The organism is Brevundimonas sp. (assembly GCF_046295595.1).
Lineage (GTDB): Bacteria > Pseudomonadota > Alphaproteobacteria > Caulobacterales > Caulobacteraceae > Brevundimonas.
The window spans coordinates 1-18,409 of the sequence record NZ_JBKBMX010000022.1; the positions used below are offsets into that span (position 1 = coordinate 1).

An 18,409-nucleotide genomic window follows, 5' to 3' on the forward strand; every position below is an offset into this window, starting at 1 on the left:
GGCGGCGCGGGTCGGGCCGGCGGTGGTGGCGGCGGCGGTGGAGGTGGCGGCGGCATGGGCGGCGGCGCGGGCGGCGGCCTCGGCATGGGCGTGGGGGCCGGGATCGCTGGCGGCGAGGCCGACCCGCGCTGAGATCGACGGGTGACGCCCGGCCCACGCTTGTCTAGGACGTCTCCATGACCGACCTCCCCGAGATCCACGGCCCCTGCCCGCCCCGCTTCGCCGCCGTGAAGGACGCCTTCGCCGCCAACTTCACCGATGCGCCCGAGGGGCTGGACGAACTGGCCGCCGCCTTCAGCGTCTGCATCGAGGGCGAGACGGTGATCGACCTGCGCGCCGGCTGGGCCGACACGGCGCGGACCCGGCCGTTTGAGGCCGACACCCTCGTGCCGGTCTATTCCACCGGCAAGGCGGTGATGGCGACCCTGATCGCCCTGTGCGTCGAGCGCGGCCTGCTGGAGTACGACAAGCCGGCGGCGGGCTATTGGCCGGCGTTCGGCCAGGCCGGCAAGGCGGCCATCACCGTCGGCCAGTTGATGAGCCATCAGGCCGGCCTGCCCGGCTTCGACGAGGCGATCGAGCCGGGCCTGTGGTTCGACCGCGAGGCGGTGCTGGAGCGGCTGTGCGCCCAGGCCCCGATGTGGCGGCCGGGGAGCGCCAGCGGCTATCACCCGATCACCATCGGCTATCTGGCCGGCGAACTATTCCGGCGGGTCGACGGGCGGACCATGGGGACGGCGCTGCGCGAGGAATTCCCCGGCCTGGACCTTTGGATCGGCTTGCCCGAGGCCGAGCACGACCGGGTGGCGCAGCTGCGCAAGCCGACCTCCGCGCCGGATCTGGGGCCCGTCGACGCGGTCAAGCAGGCCGCCTTCCTCGACAAGGGCTCGGCCCCCGGAGGGCGCGGCTCGGCCGAGTGGCGCAAGATGGAGATCCCCTCGGCCAATCTGCACGGCACGGCGAAGGACATCGCCCGGCTGGTCAATGTGGTCGCCAATGGCGGGGTGCTGGACGGGCGGACCCTGCTGTCGCCGGAGGTGCTGGTGGAGATGCGGCGCGAGCGGATTCACGGGCCGGACCGGGTGCTGCCGTTCGACATCAGCTGGGCGGCGGGGCTGATGCGCAATGAGGGGCTGCACATCTTCGGCCCCAATCCGACGGCGGCGGGCCATTGCGGCTGGGGCGGCAGCTGCGCCTTCGTCGACCCGGACGCGAACCTGTCGGCCGCCTATGTGATGACGCGCCAGTCGCCCCATCTGATCGGCGACCCGCGGGCGGTGCGGCTGCACGACGCCCTGTACGCGGCGCTCTAGACCGGGGTCGCGGCGTCCTTGAGGGCGCGGCGGGCGGCGCGGACGCGGAGCCAGGCGGCGGCGGCGAAAACCCCGGCCCCGCCCCAGATGAAGGCGAAGCTGATCACCCGAAGGGGCGTCAGATCCTCGCCGGCCCAGACGCCGACCACGAACTGCAACGTCGGGGCGAGGAACTGGATGAAGCCGATGGTCGACAGCGGCAGGCGCCGCGCCGACCAGGCGAACAGGGCCAGCGGCAGCACCGTCGCCGGACCGTTGGCGAGGGCCCACAGGGTGTTGGTCGGGCTGTCGAAGGCGACGCCGCCGCCGGTGTTCTGCAGCCACAGCACCCAGGCGAGGCCGAACGGCACCAGCAGCAGGCACTCGACCAGCAGCCCGGCCTGGGCGTCGATCGGCACGCGTTTGCGGATCACGCCATAGGAGGCGAAGCTGATGGCGAGGATGATCGAGATCCACGGCGGCCGGCCGAGGGCGAGGGCCTGGAACAGCACGCCGACGGCGGCCAGGCCGATGGCGACCCAGCCCCAGCGGTCGATCTTCTCGCGGAACAGCCACAGGCCGACGACCATGTTGAGCAGCGGGTTGATATAGTAGCCGAGGCTGGCCTCCAGCGTCGCGCCATGGGTCGTGGCCCAGACATAGACGCCCCAGTTGATGGCGATCAGCATCGTCGAAAGCGTCAGCCAGGCGAGGGTCTTCGGCGTCGCCAGGACGGCGCGCACCTGACCGCCCTGTCCGGCCAGAAACACCAGCAGCCCGGCCACCGCCACGGCCCACAGGGCGCGGTGGGCGAGGATTTCGAACGAATCGAACCCGGCCGCCGCCTGGGCCATGAACAGCAGCGGCATGACGCCCCACAGGACGTAGCAGCCGAAGGCGGACACCAGGGCGGCGCGGCCCTGATCGGGACCGGTGACGGCGGTCATGGGGAACTCCTTCGCCGGGGGAGCGGCGAGCGGACGGATCAGACGGTGATGGTGCGATAGCCCGACGACGGCTTGATCGTGCCCGTCTCGTCCAGCAGCTGGGCGATCTGGACCGCGTTCAGGGCGGCGCCCTTGCGCAGGTTGTCGGAGACGACCCAGAGCGACAGGCCGTTCTCGACGGTCGGATCCTTGCGGATGCGGCTGACATAGACGGCGTGCTCGCCGGCGGCGTCGACGGGGGTGATGTAGCCGTCGTGTTCCTGCTTATCGATGACCATGACGCCGGGGGCCTCGCGCAGGATGGCGCGGGCCTCGTCGGGGCTGATCGGGCGATCGAACTCGAGGTTCACCGATTCCGAATGGCCGACGAACACCGGCACGCGCACGCAGGTGACGGTCAGCTGGATGTCCGGATCGAGGATCTTGTGGGTCTCGTCCCACATCTTGGCTTCCTCGTCGGTATAGCCGTCGTCGCGGAACGACCCGATCATCGGGATGACGTTGAAGGCGATCTGTTTGGGGAACAGTTTCGGCGTGGCGTCGCCGAGGCCGTAGATGGCCTTGGTCTGGTTCCACAGCTCGTCCATCCCCGCCTTGCCGGCGCCCGAGACCGATTGATAGGTCGAGACCACGGCGCGTTTGATCTTCGCCGCGTCGTGCAGCGGCTTGAGCGCCACCACCAGCTGGGCGGTCGAGCAGTTGGGGTTGGCGATGATGTTCTTTTTGCGCGCCAGCTTGATCGCGTCCGGGTTCACCTCGGGCACGATCAGCGGCACGTCCGGGTCCTTGCGGAAGGCCGAGGAGTTGTCGATGACGATCGGGCCGGCCTTGCCGATCTTCTCGGACCAGGCGCGCGAGACCTCGCCGCCGGCGCTCATCAGCACGATGTCGACGCTGGAGAAGTCGAAGCCGTCGATGTCCTGGCATTTGATCGTGCGGTCGCCCCAAGCGACGTCCATGCCCTTCGACTTGCGCGAGGCGACGGCGTGCATCTCGTCGACGGGGAATTCCAGTTCCTCGAGGATGTTCAGCATTTCCCGGCCGACATTGCCGGTGGCGCCCACGATGGCGACGCGATAGCCCATCTTTTATGTCCTTCGGACGCGCTACCGCTCGACACGCGGCGTCTCGCTGCTTGAGCGCGGAATTGATTGGAGGCCCGGCCTATCCGGGCCGTGACGCTCTATGTGGGCTTTCGCGGGCGCGAAGCAATCGCTTTTCAGCGTTGGCGGACGCCGCGGAGCCCGAGAACGACGGGATCAGCCATTCGCGCGGCTTATGGCGGGGGTCACAGCCCGCGGCGGACGGCTTTCATTTGCCGCCGCCAACTATCCAGCCGCCGACGGGGCGGCTATGGCCTCGGCATGCCTTCGAAGATCTCTCGCGCCTATCAGAAGCGGCTGGCCGACGGCCGGCTGACGCCCGATCCGTCACAGGTTCCGGTGGTCGAGGCCCTGTCCCGGCTGGAGATCGAGCTCGGACGCAAGGGGCCGCTGGGCGGGCTGTTCGGCGGGCTGCTGGGCGGACGGCCCGAGGTGCGCGGCGTCTATCTGTGGGGCCCGCCGGGGCGGGGCAAGTCCATCCTGATGGACCTGTTCTACGCCTGCGTGCCCGAGCCGCGGAAGAAACGCGCCCATTTCCACGCCTTCATGGCCCGGGTCCACGGCCTGATGCGCCAGTGGCGCGAGGGTGACGCCGAAGCGCGCGAGGCGGTCTTCGGCCAGTCGAAGGGCGACGATCCGATCATCCCGGTGGCGGCCCTGATCGCCTCGGAGGCGCGGCTGCTGTGCTTCGACGAATTGCAGGTCACCGACATCGCCGACGCCCTGATCCTCGGCCGGCTGTTCGAGGCCCTGTTCGAGCAGAAGGTGGTGCTGGCGGTGACCTCGAACCGGGCCCCGGACCAGCTGTATCTGAACGGGATCAATCGCGAGCTCTTCCTGCCGTTCGTCGATCTGATCGAGGCGCGCTGCGAGGTGGTGTCGGTGGCCGGGGCGCGCGACTGGCGGCTGGACCGGCTGATGGGCGACCGGGTCTGGTTCGCCCCGCCGGACGCGGCGGCGCGGGCCGGGTTCGAGGCGCTGTGGGCCGATCTGAAGGGCGAACAGGAGGAGTGTCCGGCGCATCTGAAGGTCCTGGGCCGCGAGGTGGTGATCGAGCGCACCGACGGCGGTCTGGCGCGGGCGACCTTCGCCCAGCTGTGCGGGGCGGCGCTGGGCCCGCAGGACTATCTGGCCATCGCCGAGCGGTTCCAGACCCTGTTCGTCGAGGACATCCCGGTGCTGGGTCCGGCGAAACAACAGGAGGCGCGCCGCTTCGTGACGCTGATCGACGCCCTCTATGAAGCCGGGACGCGGCTGGTCGCCCTGGCCGAGGCGCCGCCCGAGGCGCTGTATCGCAAGGGCGTCGGGGCCTTCGAGTTCGAGCGGACCGTGTCGCGCCTCAATGAGATGGCCGGGGCCGAGTGGCTGGCGCGCGAGCGGGACTGAGGCCGCCGGGGCGGCCTTGCTTTCGCCCTCCATCCGTCGATAGGTGAAGGCCCGCAGGAGACCCCTCGATGATCCGTTTCGCGACCCTCGCCGCCGCCGCCGCCCTGGCCTTCGCCGCGCCCGCCAGCGCCCAGACCCCCGGCCTGGCCACCGGCCAGACCGCCCCGGCCCAGACCGCCGCCGATCCGGGCGTCTCCGTCGAGGCCGTGCGGGCGTGGCTGACCTCCAAGGGCGGAACGGTTAGCGCCGTCAATCGCGAGGAGGGCGAGACCTGGCTGAACGTCACCGACGGACCGCTGTCGTGGGTGATCTTCTTCTACAGCTGCCAGGCCGATGTCTGCGGCGATATCCAGTACGCCGCCAGCTTTTCCAATCCGGGCGTCACCCAGGCTATGGTCAATGACTGGAACCGCGAGCGCCGCTTCCTCAAGGCCTTCTTCGCCCCGGGCGAAGCGGGCGGCGATCCGACGGCCGTGGTCCAGTACGATGTCCTGATCCATAGCGCCGACGTCGAACAGCTGGCCGACCCCACCGCCCTGTGGCTGGATCTCGTCGGCGCCTTCGGAACCACCGTGGGCTATTTCCAGGCCTCTGAGTAGCCGGGCCCTCGCCGCCCCGCCGCCGGCCTGCTAACGCGGGCGGATGAAGGCTGACACTGTCGATGTCCTGATCGTCGGGGCGGGTGCCGCCGGGATGATGTGCGCCATCGAGGCCGGGCGGCGGGGCCGCTCGGTGCGGGTGGTGGATCATGCGTCGGCGCCGGGGGAGAAGATCCGCATCTCGGGCGGCGGACGCTGCAACTTCACCAATCTGGGGACCGGGCCGGGCAATTTCCTCGGCGAGAACCCGCGCTTCGCCACCTCGGCCCTGCGCCGGTTCAGCCAGCACGACTTCATCAAGCGGGTGGATCGGGCCGGCATCGCCTGGCACGAGAAGACCTTGGGACAGCTATTCTGCGACGACTCGGCGAATCAGATCATCCGTATGCTGACGGACGACATGCGCGAGGCGGGAACGCGCCTGTCTCTGGGCGTTTCGGTGGAGCGGATCGAGCGCGCCGGCGACGGCTTCGAGGCGGCCTTGTCGGACGGGTCGGTGGTGCGGGCGCAGTCGCTGGTGCTGGCGACGGGCGGCAAGTCGATCCCCAAGATGGGGGCGACAGGCTGGGCCTTCGACACGGCGCGGGCGTTCGGCCTGCGGGTCACGGAGACGCGACCGGCGCTGGTTCCGCTGACCTTCGAGGCCGGCCTGCTGGAACGGCTGAAGTCGCTGGCCGGGGTGTCGGTCGAGGCGGTGGTCAGCCGCGGCAAGACCCGGTTCGCCGAGGGCCTCCTGTTCACCCACCGCGGCCTGAGCGGCCCGTCCATCCTGCAGATCAGCTCGTACTGGCGCGAGGGCGAGGCGATCTCGGTGGCCATGGCCCCCGGCGTCGAGGTCTTCGCCCGACTGAAGGCGATGAAGGCGGAGAATGGACGCCAGGCCGCGCAAACGGCGCTGGGCCAGATCGTGCCGAAGCGGCTGGCCGAAACGCTGGTGGCACAGGAACAGGTCGTGGGAAACCTCGCCGACCTGTCGGACAAGGCGCTGCGGCGGCTCGACGGGGCGGTCAACAGCTGGAGCGTCAAGCCGGTGGGATCGGAAGGCTATCGCACCGCCGAGGTGACCCTGGGCGGGGTGGCGACCAACGAACTGGATCAGCAGACACTGGGGGCACGCTCCGTACCCGGACTGTATGTAGTCGGCGAGGCGGTCGATGTCACGGGCTGGCTGGGCGGCTATAATTTCCAGTGGGCCTGGTCCTCGGGCTGGGCGGCGGGACAGGCCTGCTGACCGCGACGTTCCGCCTGTTGCCAGCATCCTTAGTCTGCCCCATCCTGCCACCGCGGGACGGGCCCCTCTGGCGCGGCTTCCGACGGATCCCCTTCGCCGTCGGCGGCGCGCGATGTCGGACCGCATCGGGCGCTTCGGCGTTCGACCCTGGCCCGAGCTCGGCGCCGGGGCGCCCGACCCCTCTCAATCCGCGTGGAGAACGCTCGATGCCCCTGCTGATGTGCCCCAATGACAACGCCGCGATGCAGACGCTGGAGCGCGGCGGCGTCCAGTTCGACATGTGCCCGAACTGCCGCGGCGTCTGGCTCGATCGCGGCGAACTGGAGAAGCTGATGGCGGTGGCGACCGAGGAGGGTCGCGCTTCGGCCGCGCCGCCGCCGCAGGCCGCGCCCCAACCCTATCCGCCGCAGGCTGCGCCGCAACCGTGGGGACAGCAGCCGCAACAGGGCTATCGCGAGCCGCCGCGCTACCGGGACGACCGCGACGACGACTACAAATATCGCAAGAAGAAGCGCGACAGCATCTTCGACATCTTCGACTGACGCTTCCTGAAGGGTCGCGGTCGTCGGCCCTTCAGGACCTGACGGGTGCGATTCGACGCAATCAGGCCGCCAGACCTGCCGCCTTCATCAAACCCTTGAGCGGAGCCAGCTTTTCGGGCTCGGCGGCGAGGGCAGCGCGGTTGCCGGGGGCGCGGAACAGACGGACCGCCTCGGCCCTGGCGCGATCGGCGGCCGGACCCGCCGGGGCCGTATCGCCCGAGGCCATGCGCAGCAACACCGCCAGTTTCTGCGGCAGCGGCGCGGGCGAGCGCGCCAGCAGGGTGGTGATGCGGGCCTCCGCCTCGACGGTTCCCCCGACCGCGCCGATCAAGGTGACGATCTCGGCCTCGTCACGATCGGTCAGGCCGCAGCCGCGCACGGCCCGGCCGAGGGCGGCGAGCACGCCCAGCTTCTGTGCCGGGGTCTGGTCAGAAGCGGTCCGCATCTCGGTCTCGAAACGCAGCGAACCGACACAGGCCGACAGCCAGCGGGCGGAGGCGCGCTTGTTGGCCATGCCGGTGACGTTCTCGCACAGGCGGGTCAGGGCCTCGGCCTCGCACAGGACGGTGGTGCAGGACTTCACATAGGCGGCGACGAAATCGGCGGTGACCAGGGCCTTCGAGCGTTCGTTGAAGGCCGTCTGGACCTCCTCGAGGGTCAGCAGCCGGCCGGCCGTGGCCGTCAGCGTCATGGCGAGTGTGCGCAGGATGTCGATCTCGCCGGCGGCGTCGTTGGGGCGCAGGCGGCGGGGGCTCATCAGTTCGCGCACCACCATCCGCGCGAGGGCGGCCGACAGCAGCGGAAACTGACCAGCCGCGACCCGCTCGCCAAGCCGGGCGGCAGGCCCCTCGACCACGGGCACATGAAGGGCGAGGCGGGCATCCTGGCGGATCAGGGCGGCGACCTCGCGCGGGGCGACCATCCGCACGACGGCGGCGAGGGATGCGCCCTGGTCGAGGGCCGGGCCTAGCACATCGGCGAGATTGGTGCGGGCCGCGAACATCTCGCACATCACCTGTTCGAGCGCGACCAGGACCATGGCGTGCGGCGGGCCGTCCATCGGCGCACGATCGGCCAAGTCCATCAGCCGGTCGAGCCGGGCCCGGCCGCCGCGGACGCCGGCGAGGGCGCGGGAGACGACGCCGCCCATGATGAAGGCGCGATCCGGCTGGCCGGCGAGGCGATGGGCGAGGTCGGCGAGAGAGTGGTTCTCAAGACCCGGGAACTGGTCGCGGCGGCCGGCCAGCAGCAGGCGCTCGATCGTCCGCTCGGCGAGCTTCTGGTAGTGGCGGACCAGATCGTGCACCGGCTGACCGGCGATCTGGCTTTCCGGCACGGCGACCTTCTGGATGGCGTGCTGGAGTTCGACGCCGGAAGCCTCGAGCTTCTCGGCCAGGTCGGGCCGGTGCAGCAGTTCGAAGGCTGTCACGCCCTGGCGGCTCAGCCACTCCTCGAGCACCCGGCCGACCATCTCGCGCGACGTCGGGGCGTAAAGATCCTGGGGCGAGCCGCAGCGGGGCGCCGCGTCCTCGGCGACCACCCGCGGTCGTTTCACCTCGGGAGCGCCCCGCGTCAGCACGGTGACGCTGTTGAAATGCATGGTGTCGGGGTCGAGGGTCTCCTTGGTGACCCGGACGGCGGCGGCGCGGTTGTCGGCGAGAAACTCCTCGGCCGTCCGGATCGCCCTGGCGCGATCCTCCGTCGCCACCTGCAGACTCCAGGGGGCCGGGGCGGTCTTGCGGACATAGACTTCGTAGTGGACGGGACCGGCCATGAAACGCTCGCAGTGCTGGGCCTCCTTCATGGCGCCAAAGGCTTTAAGGTCGGGTTTCATTGCGCATTCAGGCGCGGCGGCCCATTTTAGCGCCGCAATCATCACCCAGTGGATCTAGAACGGTTACGCTTGCCGCGCGTTGAGTGCGGACGGGAAGCCTGCAAGGAGAGCGCCTTGGCGAACATCACCCTGGTCGACGACGACGAGAATATCGTGGCCTCCGTCTCGCTGGCGCTGGAAAGCCATGGCCACAAGGTCACGGCCTGGCACGACGGCGCGTCCGGGCTTGAGGCGCTGGAATCCAGCCCGCCGGACCTCGCCATCCTCGATGTGAAGATGCCGCGCATGGACGGGATGGAGGTGCTGCGCCGCCTGCGTCAGACCAGCCAGATCCCGGTCATCATGCTGACCTCGAAGGACGAGGAGATCGACGAGATCCTCGGCTTCAACCTCGGCGCCGACGACTACATCCACAAACCGTTCAGCCAGCGGCTGCTGATCGAGCGGGTCAAGGCGCTGCTGCGGCGCACCGGCGCCGACGGCGGTGAGCCCGAGCCCTCGGCGGAGGGTTCGGCCAAGGCGATCAAGCGCGGCAAGCTGTCGATGGACCCGGCGCGGCACGAGAGCACCTGGGACGGCCGGCCGGTCAAGCTGACGGTGACGGAGTTCCTGCTGCTGCAGGCCCTGGCCCAGCGGCCCGGATTCGTGAAGAGCCGCGACAACCTGATGGACGCCGCCTACGACGATCAGGTCTATGTCGATGACCGCACCATCGACAGTCACGTCAAGCGGATGCGAAAGAAGTTCCGGGTGGTCGACCCCGAGTTCGACGCCATCGAGACCCTGTATGGCGTCGGATACCGCTACCGCGAAAGCTGAGCCGGCCGAAACGGCCGAGGACGACCGGCCGCGCCGCCCGCAGCGGTTCGGCGGCTCGCGGCTGGGCGGTTTCATCCTCGCCCTCAACCTGCTCAGCTTGCTGATCCTGTTCGTCGGCGCCCTGCTGCTGAACGAATGGACCCGGGGCCTGATCGAGGCGCGCCAGGAGACCCTGACCGCCCAGGCGGAACTGCTGGTACAGGTGCTGGGCGAGCCGCAGATCGGCGTGACGCGCGGCGAACCGACGCCCTATCTGGACCCGATCGAGGCGAGCCGCTGGCTGCGGGACAATTTCATCCCGGAAGGCCAGCGGGCGCGGCTGTTCGACGTCGACGGCATCCTCGTCGCCGACAGCTATACGGTGACCGAGGCGATCCCGGGCGAGCCCCTGCCGCCCGCCCTCCCGGCCGGCACGCCCCCGGCGGCGGCGGCGCCCGAGGCGCAGGCGCGCGACGCCCGCGACCTGGAACGGGCGCGGGCGGCGGTGGCCGAAGAGGTCGAGATCGCCCTCGAAGGCCGGTCCTCGGCGACCGTGCGGACCTCCGAAAGCGGCGACCGGGTGGTGTCGGTGTCGATACCGGTGCGCCATGTCGAACAGGTGCTGGGCGTGCTGACGCTGGAGGCCGGCGACGTCGACGAGACGCTGGCGGCGCAGCGGCTGGCGCTGATGCCGTTCGCCCTGGTGGCCCTGTTCGTCTCGCTGCTGTCGTCCCTGCTGCTGCATCTGTTCGTGGCGCGGCCGGTGATGCGGCTGTCGGCGGCGGCCGATGCGGTGCGGCTGCAGCGGGCGCGGGCCATCTCCCTGCCCGACCTCGACCACCGCAAGGACGAGATCGGCGATCTGGCGCGATCGCTGGAGACCATGACCGAGACCCTGTCGGACCGGATGGACGCCATCGAACGGTTCGCCGCCGATGTCTCGCACGAGATCAAGAACCCCCTGACCTCGATCCGCTCGGCGCTGGAGACCCTGCCGCTGGTCAAGACCGAGGCGCAGCGCGAGAAGCTGACCGGCCTGCTGCAACAGGACGTGCGCCGCCTGGACCGGCTGATCACCGACATCTCCAACGCCTCGCGGCTGGACGCCGAGCTGAATCGCGACCGGCCGCGGCCGATCGACCTGACCGTGCTGCTGAGCGAAATCGTCGGAGTCTATCAGGCCAACCTGCAGGGCGGCGGCGTGCCGGTCGCCTTCACCGCCTCGACCCCCGAGCATGCCCCCATCCGCGGCCGCGACGGGCCGCTGGGCCAGGTGTTCCGCAATCTGATCGACAACGCCCGCTCCTTCAGCCCCCCCGGCGGTGAGGTGCGGGTCAGCCTGTCGCGAGACCAGATCGATCCCGACCGCCCCGTGCGGGTGCGAGTCGACGATGAGGGACCGGGCGTCCCGCCCGAGAATCTCGAGACCGTGTTCGAGCGATTCTACACCTCGCGGCCGCGCGGCACGGCGTTCGGGACCAATTCCGGGCTCGGCCTGTCAATCGTCAAACAGATCGTCGAGGCGCACGGCGGACGGGTCTGGGCGGAGAACCGCACGGGCCCCGACGGCGAGACCCTCGGCGCGCGTTTTGAGGTCGCCCTGCCGGCCGCCGCGACCGGACGGCGGACGTGACGGCCGACGTGAGCGGGCGGCAGCCGCTGCACGGAACCGTGGCGGCGCACTGGCGGGCGGGGGTCGGCTGGCGCGCGGCGCTGATCACCGGACCGTCCGGCGCGGGCAAGAGCGACCTGGCCCTGCGCCTGCTGGGGCGCGGCTGGCGGCTGGTGGCCGACGACTACGTCCATGTGACCCCCTCGGCCGGGATCCTTTATGCGGTCGCCCCGGAGGCGATCTCCGACCGGATGGAGGCCCGCGGGGTGGGGATCATCCCCGTCTGCGCCCGGGGCCCGACGCGGCTGTCGCTGGTCGTGGAACTGGTCGAGGAGCCGGTCGAACGGCTGCCGGAAACGGCCGTGCGCACCCTCGAGGGTGTGGCCCTGCCGCTGCTGCGCCTGACCGGATTCGAGGCCTCGGCGGTCGAAAAGGTCGCGGCGGCGCTCGCCCGACTTTAACCCGCCGCCGGTTTGGGCTATTCCGCGCGGCTTGCGACCGGTCCAGCGGACCGACGGGACGCGGGGGCGCGAGTCTTGGTGAAGCCTTCATGATCGGCCTGGTGATTGTCACCCACGGGGGTCTGGCCTCCGAATTCCTGTCGGCCATGGAGCATGTCGTCGGGCCCCAGCGGGGCGTCGCCGCCATCTGCATCGGGCCCGAGGACGACATGGAGCGCCGCCGCCGCGACATCGTCGACGCCGCCGGCGCGGTCGACGACGGCGACGGCGTCATCCTGCTGACCGACATGTTCGGCGGCACGCCGTCCAACCTGGCCATCTCGGTGATGGAGGAGACCCATGCCGAGGTCATCGCCGGGCTGAACCTGCCGATGCTGATCAAACTGGCCAGCGTGCGCGGGCGCGAGCCGCTGCAGGCCTGCGTCGCCCACGCCCAGGACGCCGGCCGCAAATACATCTCGGTGGCCAGCTGGGTTCTGCAGGGCGAGAAATGAGCGACGCGGCGCCGCGGGCCACGGCGACGGCCAACATCTGCAACACCCGCGGGCTGCACGCCCGGGCCAGCGCCAAATTCGTCAAGCTGGCCACCGGCTTCGACGCCGAGATCCACGTCACCCGCGACGGCGTCACGGTCAACGCCCTGTCGATCATGGGCCTGCTGATGCTGGGGGCCGGCAACGGCTGCGGCATCGACATCGTCGCCACCGGCCCTGAGGCCGAGGCGGCGGTGGCGGCGCTGGCCGATCTGGTCGCGCGGCGCTTCGACGAGGATCAGTAGCGCGAAAAACCCCCGCCGGCGGACCGGCGGGGTGTCCCTGCACCGGTTGACGCGGCCGGCTAGGGGGTTTCGGTGATCAGCAGCGAGGCCGAGGCGGTTCCGCCGTTGAACGTGCCGATCCAGACATCGTAGGTTCCGCTGGCGGGCTTGTTGAAGCGGACTTCCGCGTCGCCGTCGCCCCAGCTGTCGTCGTCGCAGTACCAGGCGCCGTCCGGACCGTTGATGATCAGGGTCGTGTCGGTCGACGACCGGGTGCGGAACACCAGCGGCAGCGAGCCGGCGCTGTAGGTGACCTCATAGTCCGGCGCATTCGAGATGTCGCCGACGCAGGCGCCGGGCAGGTCGGTGTCGGTATAGGCGTCGATCGAGCCGCCGGCGGTGATGTCGACCCGGTAGGGGTCCGGCGTGAAGCCGGCGCTGAGACGGATCTCGCCGAAATTGGCTGTCAGACCTGCGTTCTGGGCGACGGCCATGCCCGGCGTGGCGAGGGTGGCGGCAAGCGCCAGCGCGCTGATAAGTCTTTTCATGTCGTCGAGTCCCCGATGAATCCTGTGGATCAGCCCGGACGGACACGACGCCAATCGCGAGCCTGCGTCAAGCTCGTGGAACCGCGTTTTCAGGTCCTGGAGGGCCGGTCAGCGACCGGACCCAAGGGATGGAGCCTGTCCTGCCAAGCGCGCCAGCGCTGAGCAGGATGGTGGAGCCGAGGGGAGTCGAACCCCTGACCTCGTCATTGCGAACGACGCGCTCTACCAACTGAGCTACGGCCCCGATTTCCGGGTACAGGCGAGGGCGCGACATACGAGCGGCGGCCCGGTGGTGTCAACCGCCATCCACCCCGCCGTACCGATTGGCGTTTGGCGGCGGAGCCTCTAGAACCGGAGCCGCCGTCGATGGAGGACTATGCGCGTGGATCTGGTTTTCGGAATTCTGAACTTCGTATTCTTCATCACCAATGCAGTGCTGCAGTTGCTGCTGCTGGCGATCATCATCAGCGCCGTGCTGAGCTGGCTGTTCGCCTTCGACATCATCAACCATCGCAACCGGTTCGTGAACCAGATCGCCAGCTTCCTCGACAGCGTGGTCAGCCCCGTGCTGGCGCCGTTCCGCCGGATCATTCCGCCGCTCGGCGGCATGGATCTTTCGCCGATCGTGGCCATCCTCGTCATTCGCGGAATTCAGCTGTTTCTGCTCCCGGCCTCTCACGCCGCCCTGGTTCAGCTGTTCACCGGCGTCTGATGCGACCGGGCGCCGCCCGAAAGTCACGCTGCCGTCGCCTTGTTCGCGGGGCCGACATCCAGTCTTGCGCCGTCCCGCAGGCCGCCTAATGTGCCGCTCCGATCGGGCCTCGCGGCCGCCAATGCACCGGAATTCATGACCACGATCCGATCAGTCGCCATCGTCGGCGCGGGCCAGATGGGCGCCGGCATCGCCCAGGCCGTGGCTGCGGGCGGCTACGACGTGCGCCTCTATGACGCCGCGCCGGAGCGCGTGCCCGAGGCCCAGGCGGCGGTCGCCGCCAGCCTGGCGCGGCAGGTCGCGCGCGGACTGGCGACCCAGGCCGACGCCGACGCCGCCCTCGCCCGCATCCGCCCGGCGACGTCGCTGGCCGAGGCGGCCCGCGCCGATCTGGTCATCGAGGCGGCTGTCGAGGACGAGGCGGTCAAGAAGTCCATCCTGTCGGAGCTGGTCCCGCACCTGGGCCCCGCCACCCTGCTGGCGTCCAACACCTCGTCGATCTCGATCACCCGTCTGGCCTCGGCCACCGACCGGCCCGAGCGGTTCATCGGCCTGCATTTCATGAAGCCGGCCCCGGTGATGAAGCTGGTCGAGATCATCCGCGGCATCGCCACCTCGGCCGAGACCTATGACGCGGCCGTGGCCTTCGCCGAGAGCCTGGGCAAGACCACCACCAACGCCGAGGACTTCCCCGCCTTCATCGTCAACCGCATCCTCGTGCCCATGATCAATGAGGCGATCTATACGCTGTACGAGGGCGTCGGGAATGTCAGCTCGATCGACACGGCGTTGAAGCTGGGGGCCAACCACCCGATGGGGCCGCTGGAGCTGGCCGACTTCATGGGTCTGGACGTGGTGCTGGCGATCATGAACGTGCTGTACGAGGGCCTCGCCGACAGCAAATACCGGCCCTGTCCGCTGCTGGTGAAATATGTCGAGGCCGGCTGGCTGGGGCGCAAGTCGGGGCGCGGCTTCTACGACTATTCCGGCGACACGCCGGTGCCGACCCGATGATCCGGCGGCTGGAACGGCCCGAGGACTTCCCCGGGCAGCAGCGGGTGGCGTGGCGGCGCGAGCCCTACCGCATCGTGCTGGCGGCGGTCGCCGGCGGGTTGTGGCCGCCGCTGATCCTGACCCTGCCGATCTGGCCGCCCAGCAACTGGATGCCCGGACTGGAAGTCGACTGGCGGCTGCTGGTCCTGTTCATCGGCCTGCTGGCGACCCCCGCCGGCCTGTGGCTGCTGGACAGGGAACGGCAGCGGACCGGGCGGCCAGTGACCCGTCTCGGCGTGATCTGGCGCTTCATGTTCTATGGCGGCCTGCTGGCGGCGGCCCTCGGCGCCCTGTTCGCCCTCGTCCAGTCGGTGCTGCAGTGGTTGCACGCCGCCAATTTCGGCGAGGCTGTGGGCGGCAGCGAGACCTCGCTGCTGATCTATGGCGTCGGCGGCCTTTCGGTCGCGGTGCTGGTCGGCGTCAGCTACGCGTTGTGGGCTGGCCTGTGTGTCGCCTTCATCGCCTTCCGGCCGCAGCCGGAAGTCCGCGACCGGCTGGGCCTGATGGCCGAACGTCCCACGAACTGACCGCCAGCCGGGTTACGGCGAATTTAGTTTCCGCCGCGCCCCGCCCATGTAAAGCTCCCTTGTCTTTATCCCAAGGGGGGAACGCCATGGCCTTGGCCGATACGTCTCAAACGCCGATGTCGGCGCCCATGCTGGCGCCTGTGGCGCCCAGGGACCGCATCTTCACGCTCGACATGCTGCGCGGCTGGGCCATTCTCGGCATCCTCGCCGTCAACGCCATGATGTTCGCCTGGCCTTTCGCCCTGGGGGCGGGGACCAATCTGGTTCCCCCCTATCCACACGACCAGGCCAATATCCTCGGCCACTGGGTCACCGACGTCTTCTTCCAGGACAAGTTCCGCTCGCTGTTCTCGATGCTGTTCGGCGTGTCGATCTTCCTGATCGGCGGCGAGCGGTCCGACGAGGCGCGCGGCGGGCTGTTGCGGCGCCGGCTGTTGTGGCTGGGCCTCTTCGGCCTGATCCACGGACTGGCCTTCTGGTTCGGGGACATCCTGCTGCACTATGCCTACTGCGGCCTGATCGTGATGCTGATGCGGTCGTGGCCGGCCAGGCGGCTGATCTGGGTCGGCGGCGGGGTCAGCCTGCTGCTCGCGCTTTTGTCGGCCGCGGCCATGATGGCGGCCGGCCTGATGGGCGACGCGGCGGCCAGCGGCGGCGCCAGTCCTTTCGGCAGCCAGGAAACCCTCGCTGCGACGATCCAGACCTATCAGACCGGCTGGCCCGGGGCGCAGATCGAGAACGCCAAAACGTGGCTGATCCTGCAGACCTTCAGCCTGACGCTGATCCCGGTCACCGTGCCGCTGATGCTGCTGGGTCTCGGCCTGTTCAAGGCCGGCTTCCTCATCGGCAAGTCGCCGACCTGGCTCTATCTTCTGGTTCTGGCCCTCGGCGCGGCCAATCTGGCGGCCCTCGGCTGGTACCAATGGATGGATTCCAGCGCCGCCCGCGGCGTGACGCCGCCCTCGGCCGGTCTGGCCGGCGTGGCCGGCAGCTTCGCCTGGGTGATCACCCTCGGCTATGTCAGCCTGCTGATCCTGATGAGCCGGTTCGGTCTGCGCTTCCTGACCGCGCGGCTCGCCCCGGTCGGGCGGATGGCCTTCACCAACTACCTGACCCAGACCCTGATCATGGCGACCCTCTTCTACCTGCCGTGGGGCCCGCATCTGTTCGGCGATCTCGCCTGGGGTCCGGGACAGCTGTGGGCGGCGGTGGGCGCCGTCTGGGTCGCCCAGCTGATCTGGTCGCCCTTGTGGCTGTCGATGTTCCAGATGGGACCGCTGGAGTGGCTGTGGCGCTGCCTGACCTACGGACGGATGGTGCCGCTGCGCAAGGTCGCCGGCGGGTCGCGCACGGAGGCGGTCTCGATCTGAGGCGTCTGGCGGGCAGGGGGATCGTTGCCCGACGGCGGGCGATGGCTTAATCGCGCGGCATGACAGACGCCGCCCCCCTCCGCCCCGAAGCCCGCAGCCCCCGGGGGTTCGCCGACCGCCGCGGTCGCGACCTGATCGCCGAGCGCCGGCTTGTGACCCGGGTCTCGGCCGTCTACGAGCGCTGGGGCTTCGAGCCGCTGGACACGGGCGCCTTCGAATACGCCGACGCCCTGGGCAAATTCCTGCCCGACGCCGACCGCCCGAACGAGGGCGTGTTCGCCCTGCAGGACGATCCCGACGCCGAGGGGAATGGCGAGTGGATGGCCCTGCGCTACGACCTGACGGCGCCGCTGGCCCGGTTCGCGGCCCAGAACTGGGAGACCCTGCCCAAGCCGTTCCGCCGCTACGCCTTTGGCCCGGTGTGGCGCAACGAGAAGCCCGGCCCCGGCCGCTTCCGCGAATTCGTCCAGTGCGACGCCGACACCGTCGGCTCGGACCGGCCCGAGGCCGACGCCGAGATCATCGCCATGGCCTGCGAGGGTTTGCAGGCAGCGGGTCTCGCCCCCGACCAGGCGGTGATCCGGGTGTCGAACCGCAAGCTGTTCGACGGCCTGTTCGAGGCCGGCGGGGTGACCGATCCGGCCCAGCGCCTGACCGCCCTGCGGGCCATCGACAAGTTCGACCGGCTGGGCTGGGCGGGCGTCTCGTCCCTGCTGGGCGAAGGGCGGCTCGACGAGTCGGGCGACTATACGAAGGGCGCCAATCTGCCGCTCGGCGTAGCCGCCACCATCGAGGCCTTCCTCGCCTCGGCCGGCGACGCGGCCCTGTCGCGCGCGGAAACGCTGGAGGCGGTGGCGCGCGCAGGGGGTCTCGGCGCCGCGGGCGAGCAGGCGCTGGAGGAGCTGGCGGCCATCGACCGGGCGCTGGCCGCGATGAAGGTCGGCCAGGAGGCCGTGCGTTTCGACCCGACCATCGTGCGCGGGCTGGAATATTACACCGGCGCGGTGTTCGAGGCCGAGCTGCTGCTGGAGACCACCGACGACAAGGGCCGGGCGGTGCGCTTCGGTTCGATCGGCGGCGGCGGTCGCTACGACGATCTGGTGGCGCGTTTCACCGGCGAGCGGCTGCCGGCCACGGGCTTCTCGTTCGGGGTGTCGCGGCTGGCCTCGGCCCTCCGCGCGGCCGGGCGCGGCGGCGAGGACGCGGTGCGCGGCCCGGTCGTGGTCATCGTCTTTTCCGAAGCCGACATGCAGCACTATCTCGACGCCGTGTCCGAACTGCGCAACGCCGGAGTCGCCGCCGAGCTCTACCTCGGCCGGGCCGGCATGAAGGCGCAGATGAAATACGCCGACCGCCGCGGCGCCCCGGCGGTGGTCATCCTCGGCGGCGACGAGATCGCGGCCGGTCAGGTGACGATCAAGGATCTCGACGTCGGCCGGGCGCTCGCGGCGGGGATCACCGACAACGACGCCTGGAAGGCCGAGCGGCCCGGTCAGGTGGTTACGGCTCGCGCCGACCTTGTCGCCACCGTCCGGCGGATCGTCGGTCGCCCGGACACGGATGCGTGAGTTATCATTGATAACACATGAAATTCGCCAGTTTCGGCTGCGACTTCATTGACTTGGCGGGCGGATTGT

19 protein-coding genes and 1 tRNA gene are annotated in these 18,409 nt (G+C 69.9%); 15 read left to right on the forward strand and 5 right to left on the reverse strand.

Features of this window, described 5'->3' with window-relative positions:
* The first annotated feature begins 176 nt into the window (after positions 1-176).
* Positions 177-1,313, forward strand: a complete 1,137-nt coding sequence (locus ACK4JY_RS12900; protein ID WP_409606335.1) for a serine hydrolase domain-containing protein — start codon at positions 177-179, stop codon at positions 1,311-1,313.
* Here ACK4JY_RS12900 and rarD read toward each other — a convergent pair.
* Together rarD and ACK4JY_RS12910 are read right to left on the reverse strand one after the other, a co-directional pair.
* The gene (gene rarD, locus ACK4JY_RS12905; protein WP_409606337.1) at positions 1,310-2,239 is read right to left on the reverse strand and encodes an EamA family transporter RarD; all 930 of its coding nucleotides are present in this window, start codon (positions 2,237-2,239) and stop codon (positions 1,310-1,312) included. The two genes, ACK4JY_RS12900 and rarD, sit on opposite strands and share 4 nt — an antisense overlap.
* A gap of 38 nt (positions 2,240-2,277) precedes the next feature.
* The gene (locus ACK4JY_RS12910) at positions 2,278-3,324 is read right to left on the reverse strand and encodes an aspartate-semialdehyde dehydrogenase (protein ID WP_409606339.1); all 1,047 of its coding nucleotides are present in this window, start codon (positions 3,322-3,324) and stop codon (positions 2,278-2,280) included.
* 279 nt (positions 3,325-3,603) lie between these two features.
* On the opposite strand from ACK4JY_RS12910, the gene zapE reads away from it, so the two are divergent.
* The 4 genes from zapE to ACK4JY_RS12930 all read left to right on the forward strand — a co-directional run bounded on the left by zapE (position 3,604) and on the right by ACK4JY_RS12930 (position 7,100).
* Positions 3,604-4,728 (forward strand): cell division protein ZapE, encoded by a 1,125-nt coding sequence (zapE, locus tag ACK4JY_RS12915; RefSeq protein WP_409606341.1) that lies wholly within the window; start codon positions 3,604-3,606, stop codon positions 4,726-4,728.
* 68 nt (positions 4,729-4,796) lie between these two features.
* On the forward strand, positions 4,797-5,327 hold the full coding sequence (locus ACK4JY_RS12920) for a YbjN domain-containing protein (RefSeq protein ID WP_409606343.1): 531 nt from the start codon (positions 4,797-4,799) through the stop codon (positions 5,325-5,327).
* Positions 5,328-5,370: 43 nt separating this feature from the next.
* On the forward strand, positions 5,371-6,558 hold the full coding sequence (locus tag ACK4JY_RS12925; RefSeq protein WP_409606345.1) for an NAD(P)/FAD-dependent oxidoreductase: 1,188 nt from the start codon (positions 5,371-5,373) through the stop codon (positions 6,556-6,558).
* A gap of 206 nt (positions 6,559-6,764) precedes the next feature.
* Positions 6,765-7,100, forward strand: a complete 336-nt coding sequence (locus ACK4JY_RS12930) for a zf-TFIIB domain-containing protein (RefSeq protein ID WP_409606347.1) — start codon at positions 6,765-6,767, stop codon at positions 7,098-7,100.
* A gap of 61 nt (positions 7,101-7,161) precedes the next feature.
* On the opposite strand, the gene ACK4JY_RS12935 is transcribed toward ACK4JY_RS12930, so the two are convergent.
* Positions 7,162-8,934: a hypothetical protein gene (locus ACK4JY_RS12935; protein WP_409606349.1), complete on the reverse strand. Its 1,773-nt coding sequence runs from the start codon at positions 8,932-8,934 to the stop codon at positions 7,162-7,164.
* Positions 8,935-9,048: 114 nt separating this feature from the next.
* On the opposite strand from ACK4JY_RS12935, the gene ACK4JY_RS12940 reads away from it, so the two are divergent.
* The 5 genes from ACK4JY_RS12940 (at position 9,049) to ACK4JY_RS12960 (ending at position 12,583) form a co-directional block, all read left to right on the forward strand.
* A complete protein-coding gene (locus ACK4JY_RS12940) occupies positions 9,049-9,753 on the forward strand; it encodes a response regulator transcription factor (protein ID WP_409606351.1) in 705 nt (234 codons plus the stop codon).
* Positions 9,722-11,365, forward strand: coding sequence for a sensor histidine kinase (locus tag ACK4JY_RS12945; protein WP_409606353.1), 1,644 nt, complete (start codon positions 9,722-9,724; stop codon positions 11,363-11,365). The genes ACK4JY_RS12940 and ACK4JY_RS12945 overlap by 32 nt, the downstream gene beginning before the upstream one ends.
* On the forward strand, positions 11,362-11,805 hold the full coding sequence (locus tag ACK4JY_RS12950) for an HPr kinase/phosphorylase (RefSeq protein WP_409606355.1): 444 nt from the start codon (positions 11,362-11,364) through the stop codon (positions 11,803-11,805). Before ACK4JY_RS12945 ends, ACK4JY_RS12950 begins: the two co-directional genes overlap by 4 nt.
* 89 nt (positions 11,806-11,894) lie before the next feature.
* Positions 11,895-12,299 (forward strand): PTS sugar transporter subunit IIA, encoded by a 405-nt coding sequence (locus ACK4JY_RS12955; RefSeq protein ID WP_409606357.1) that lies wholly within the window; start codon positions 11,895-11,897, stop codon positions 12,297-12,299.
* The gene (locus ACK4JY_RS12960; protein WP_409606359.1) at positions 12,296-12,583 is read left to right on the forward strand and encodes an HPr family phosphocarrier protein; all 288 of its coding nucleotides are present in this window, start codon (positions 12,296-12,298) and stop codon (positions 12,581-12,583) included. The genes ACK4JY_RS12955 and ACK4JY_RS12960 overlap by 4 nt, the downstream gene beginning before the upstream one ends.
* A 59-nt stretch (positions 12,584-12,642) precedes the next feature.
* Here the strand turns inward: ACK4JY_RS12960 and ACK4JY_RS12965 are convergent, their stop codons facing one another.
* The gene (locus ACK4JY_RS12965) at positions 12,643-13,110 is read right to left on the reverse strand and encodes a peptidase S1 (RefSeq protein ID WP_409606361.1); all 468 of its coding nucleotides are present in this window, start codon (positions 13,108-13,110) and stop codon (positions 12,643-12,645) included.
* A 168-nt stretch (positions 13,111-13,278) separates the two neighbouring features.
* Positions 13,279-13,354: transfer RNA gene (locus ACK4JY_RS12970), tRNA-Ala, on the reverse strand.
* A 138-nt stretch (positions 13,355-13,492) separates the two neighbouring features.
* On the opposite strand from ACK4JY_RS12970, the gene ACK4JY_RS12975 reads away from it, so the two are divergent.
* From ACK4JY_RS12975 to hisS, 5 genes are all read left to right on the forward strand, one after another.
* Positions 13,493-13,822 carry a YggT family protein gene (locus ACK4JY_RS12975; protein ID WP_409606363.1) on the forward strand — a complete coding sequence of 110 codons (330 nt, stop codon included), beginning with the start codon at positions 13,493-13,495 and terminating at the stop codon, positions 13,820-13,822.
* A 135-nt stretch (positions 13,823-13,957) separates the two neighbouring features.
* The gene (locus ACK4JY_RS12980; RefSeq protein ID WP_409606365.1) at positions 13,958-14,836 is read left to right on the forward strand and encodes a 3-hydroxybutyryl-CoA dehydrogenase; all 879 of its coding nucleotides are present in this window, start codon (positions 13,958-13,960) and stop codon (positions 14,834-14,836) included.
* Positions 14,833-15,402, forward strand: a complete 570-nt coding sequence (locus ACK4JY_RS12985) for a phthalate transporter (RefSeq protein WP_409606367.1) — start codon at positions 14,833-14,835, stop codon at positions 15,400-15,402. The genes ACK4JY_RS12980 and ACK4JY_RS12985 overlap by 4 nt, the downstream gene beginning before the upstream one ends.
* A 128-nt stretch (positions 15,403-15,530) precedes the next feature.
* On the forward strand, positions 15,531-16,772 hold the full coding sequence (locus tag ACK4JY_RS12990; RefSeq protein WP_409606369.1) for a DUF418 domain-containing protein: 1,242 nt from the start codon (positions 15,531-15,533) through the stop codon (positions 16,770-16,772).
* Between the two features lie 59 nt (positions 16,773-16,831).
* Positions 16,832-18,340, forward strand: coding sequence for a histidine--tRNA ligase (gene hisS / locus ACK4JY_RS12995; protein WP_409606371.1), 1,509 nt, complete (start codon positions 16,832-16,834; stop codon positions 18,338-18,340).
* The last annotated feature ends 69 nt before the right edge of the window (positions 18,341-18,409 follow it).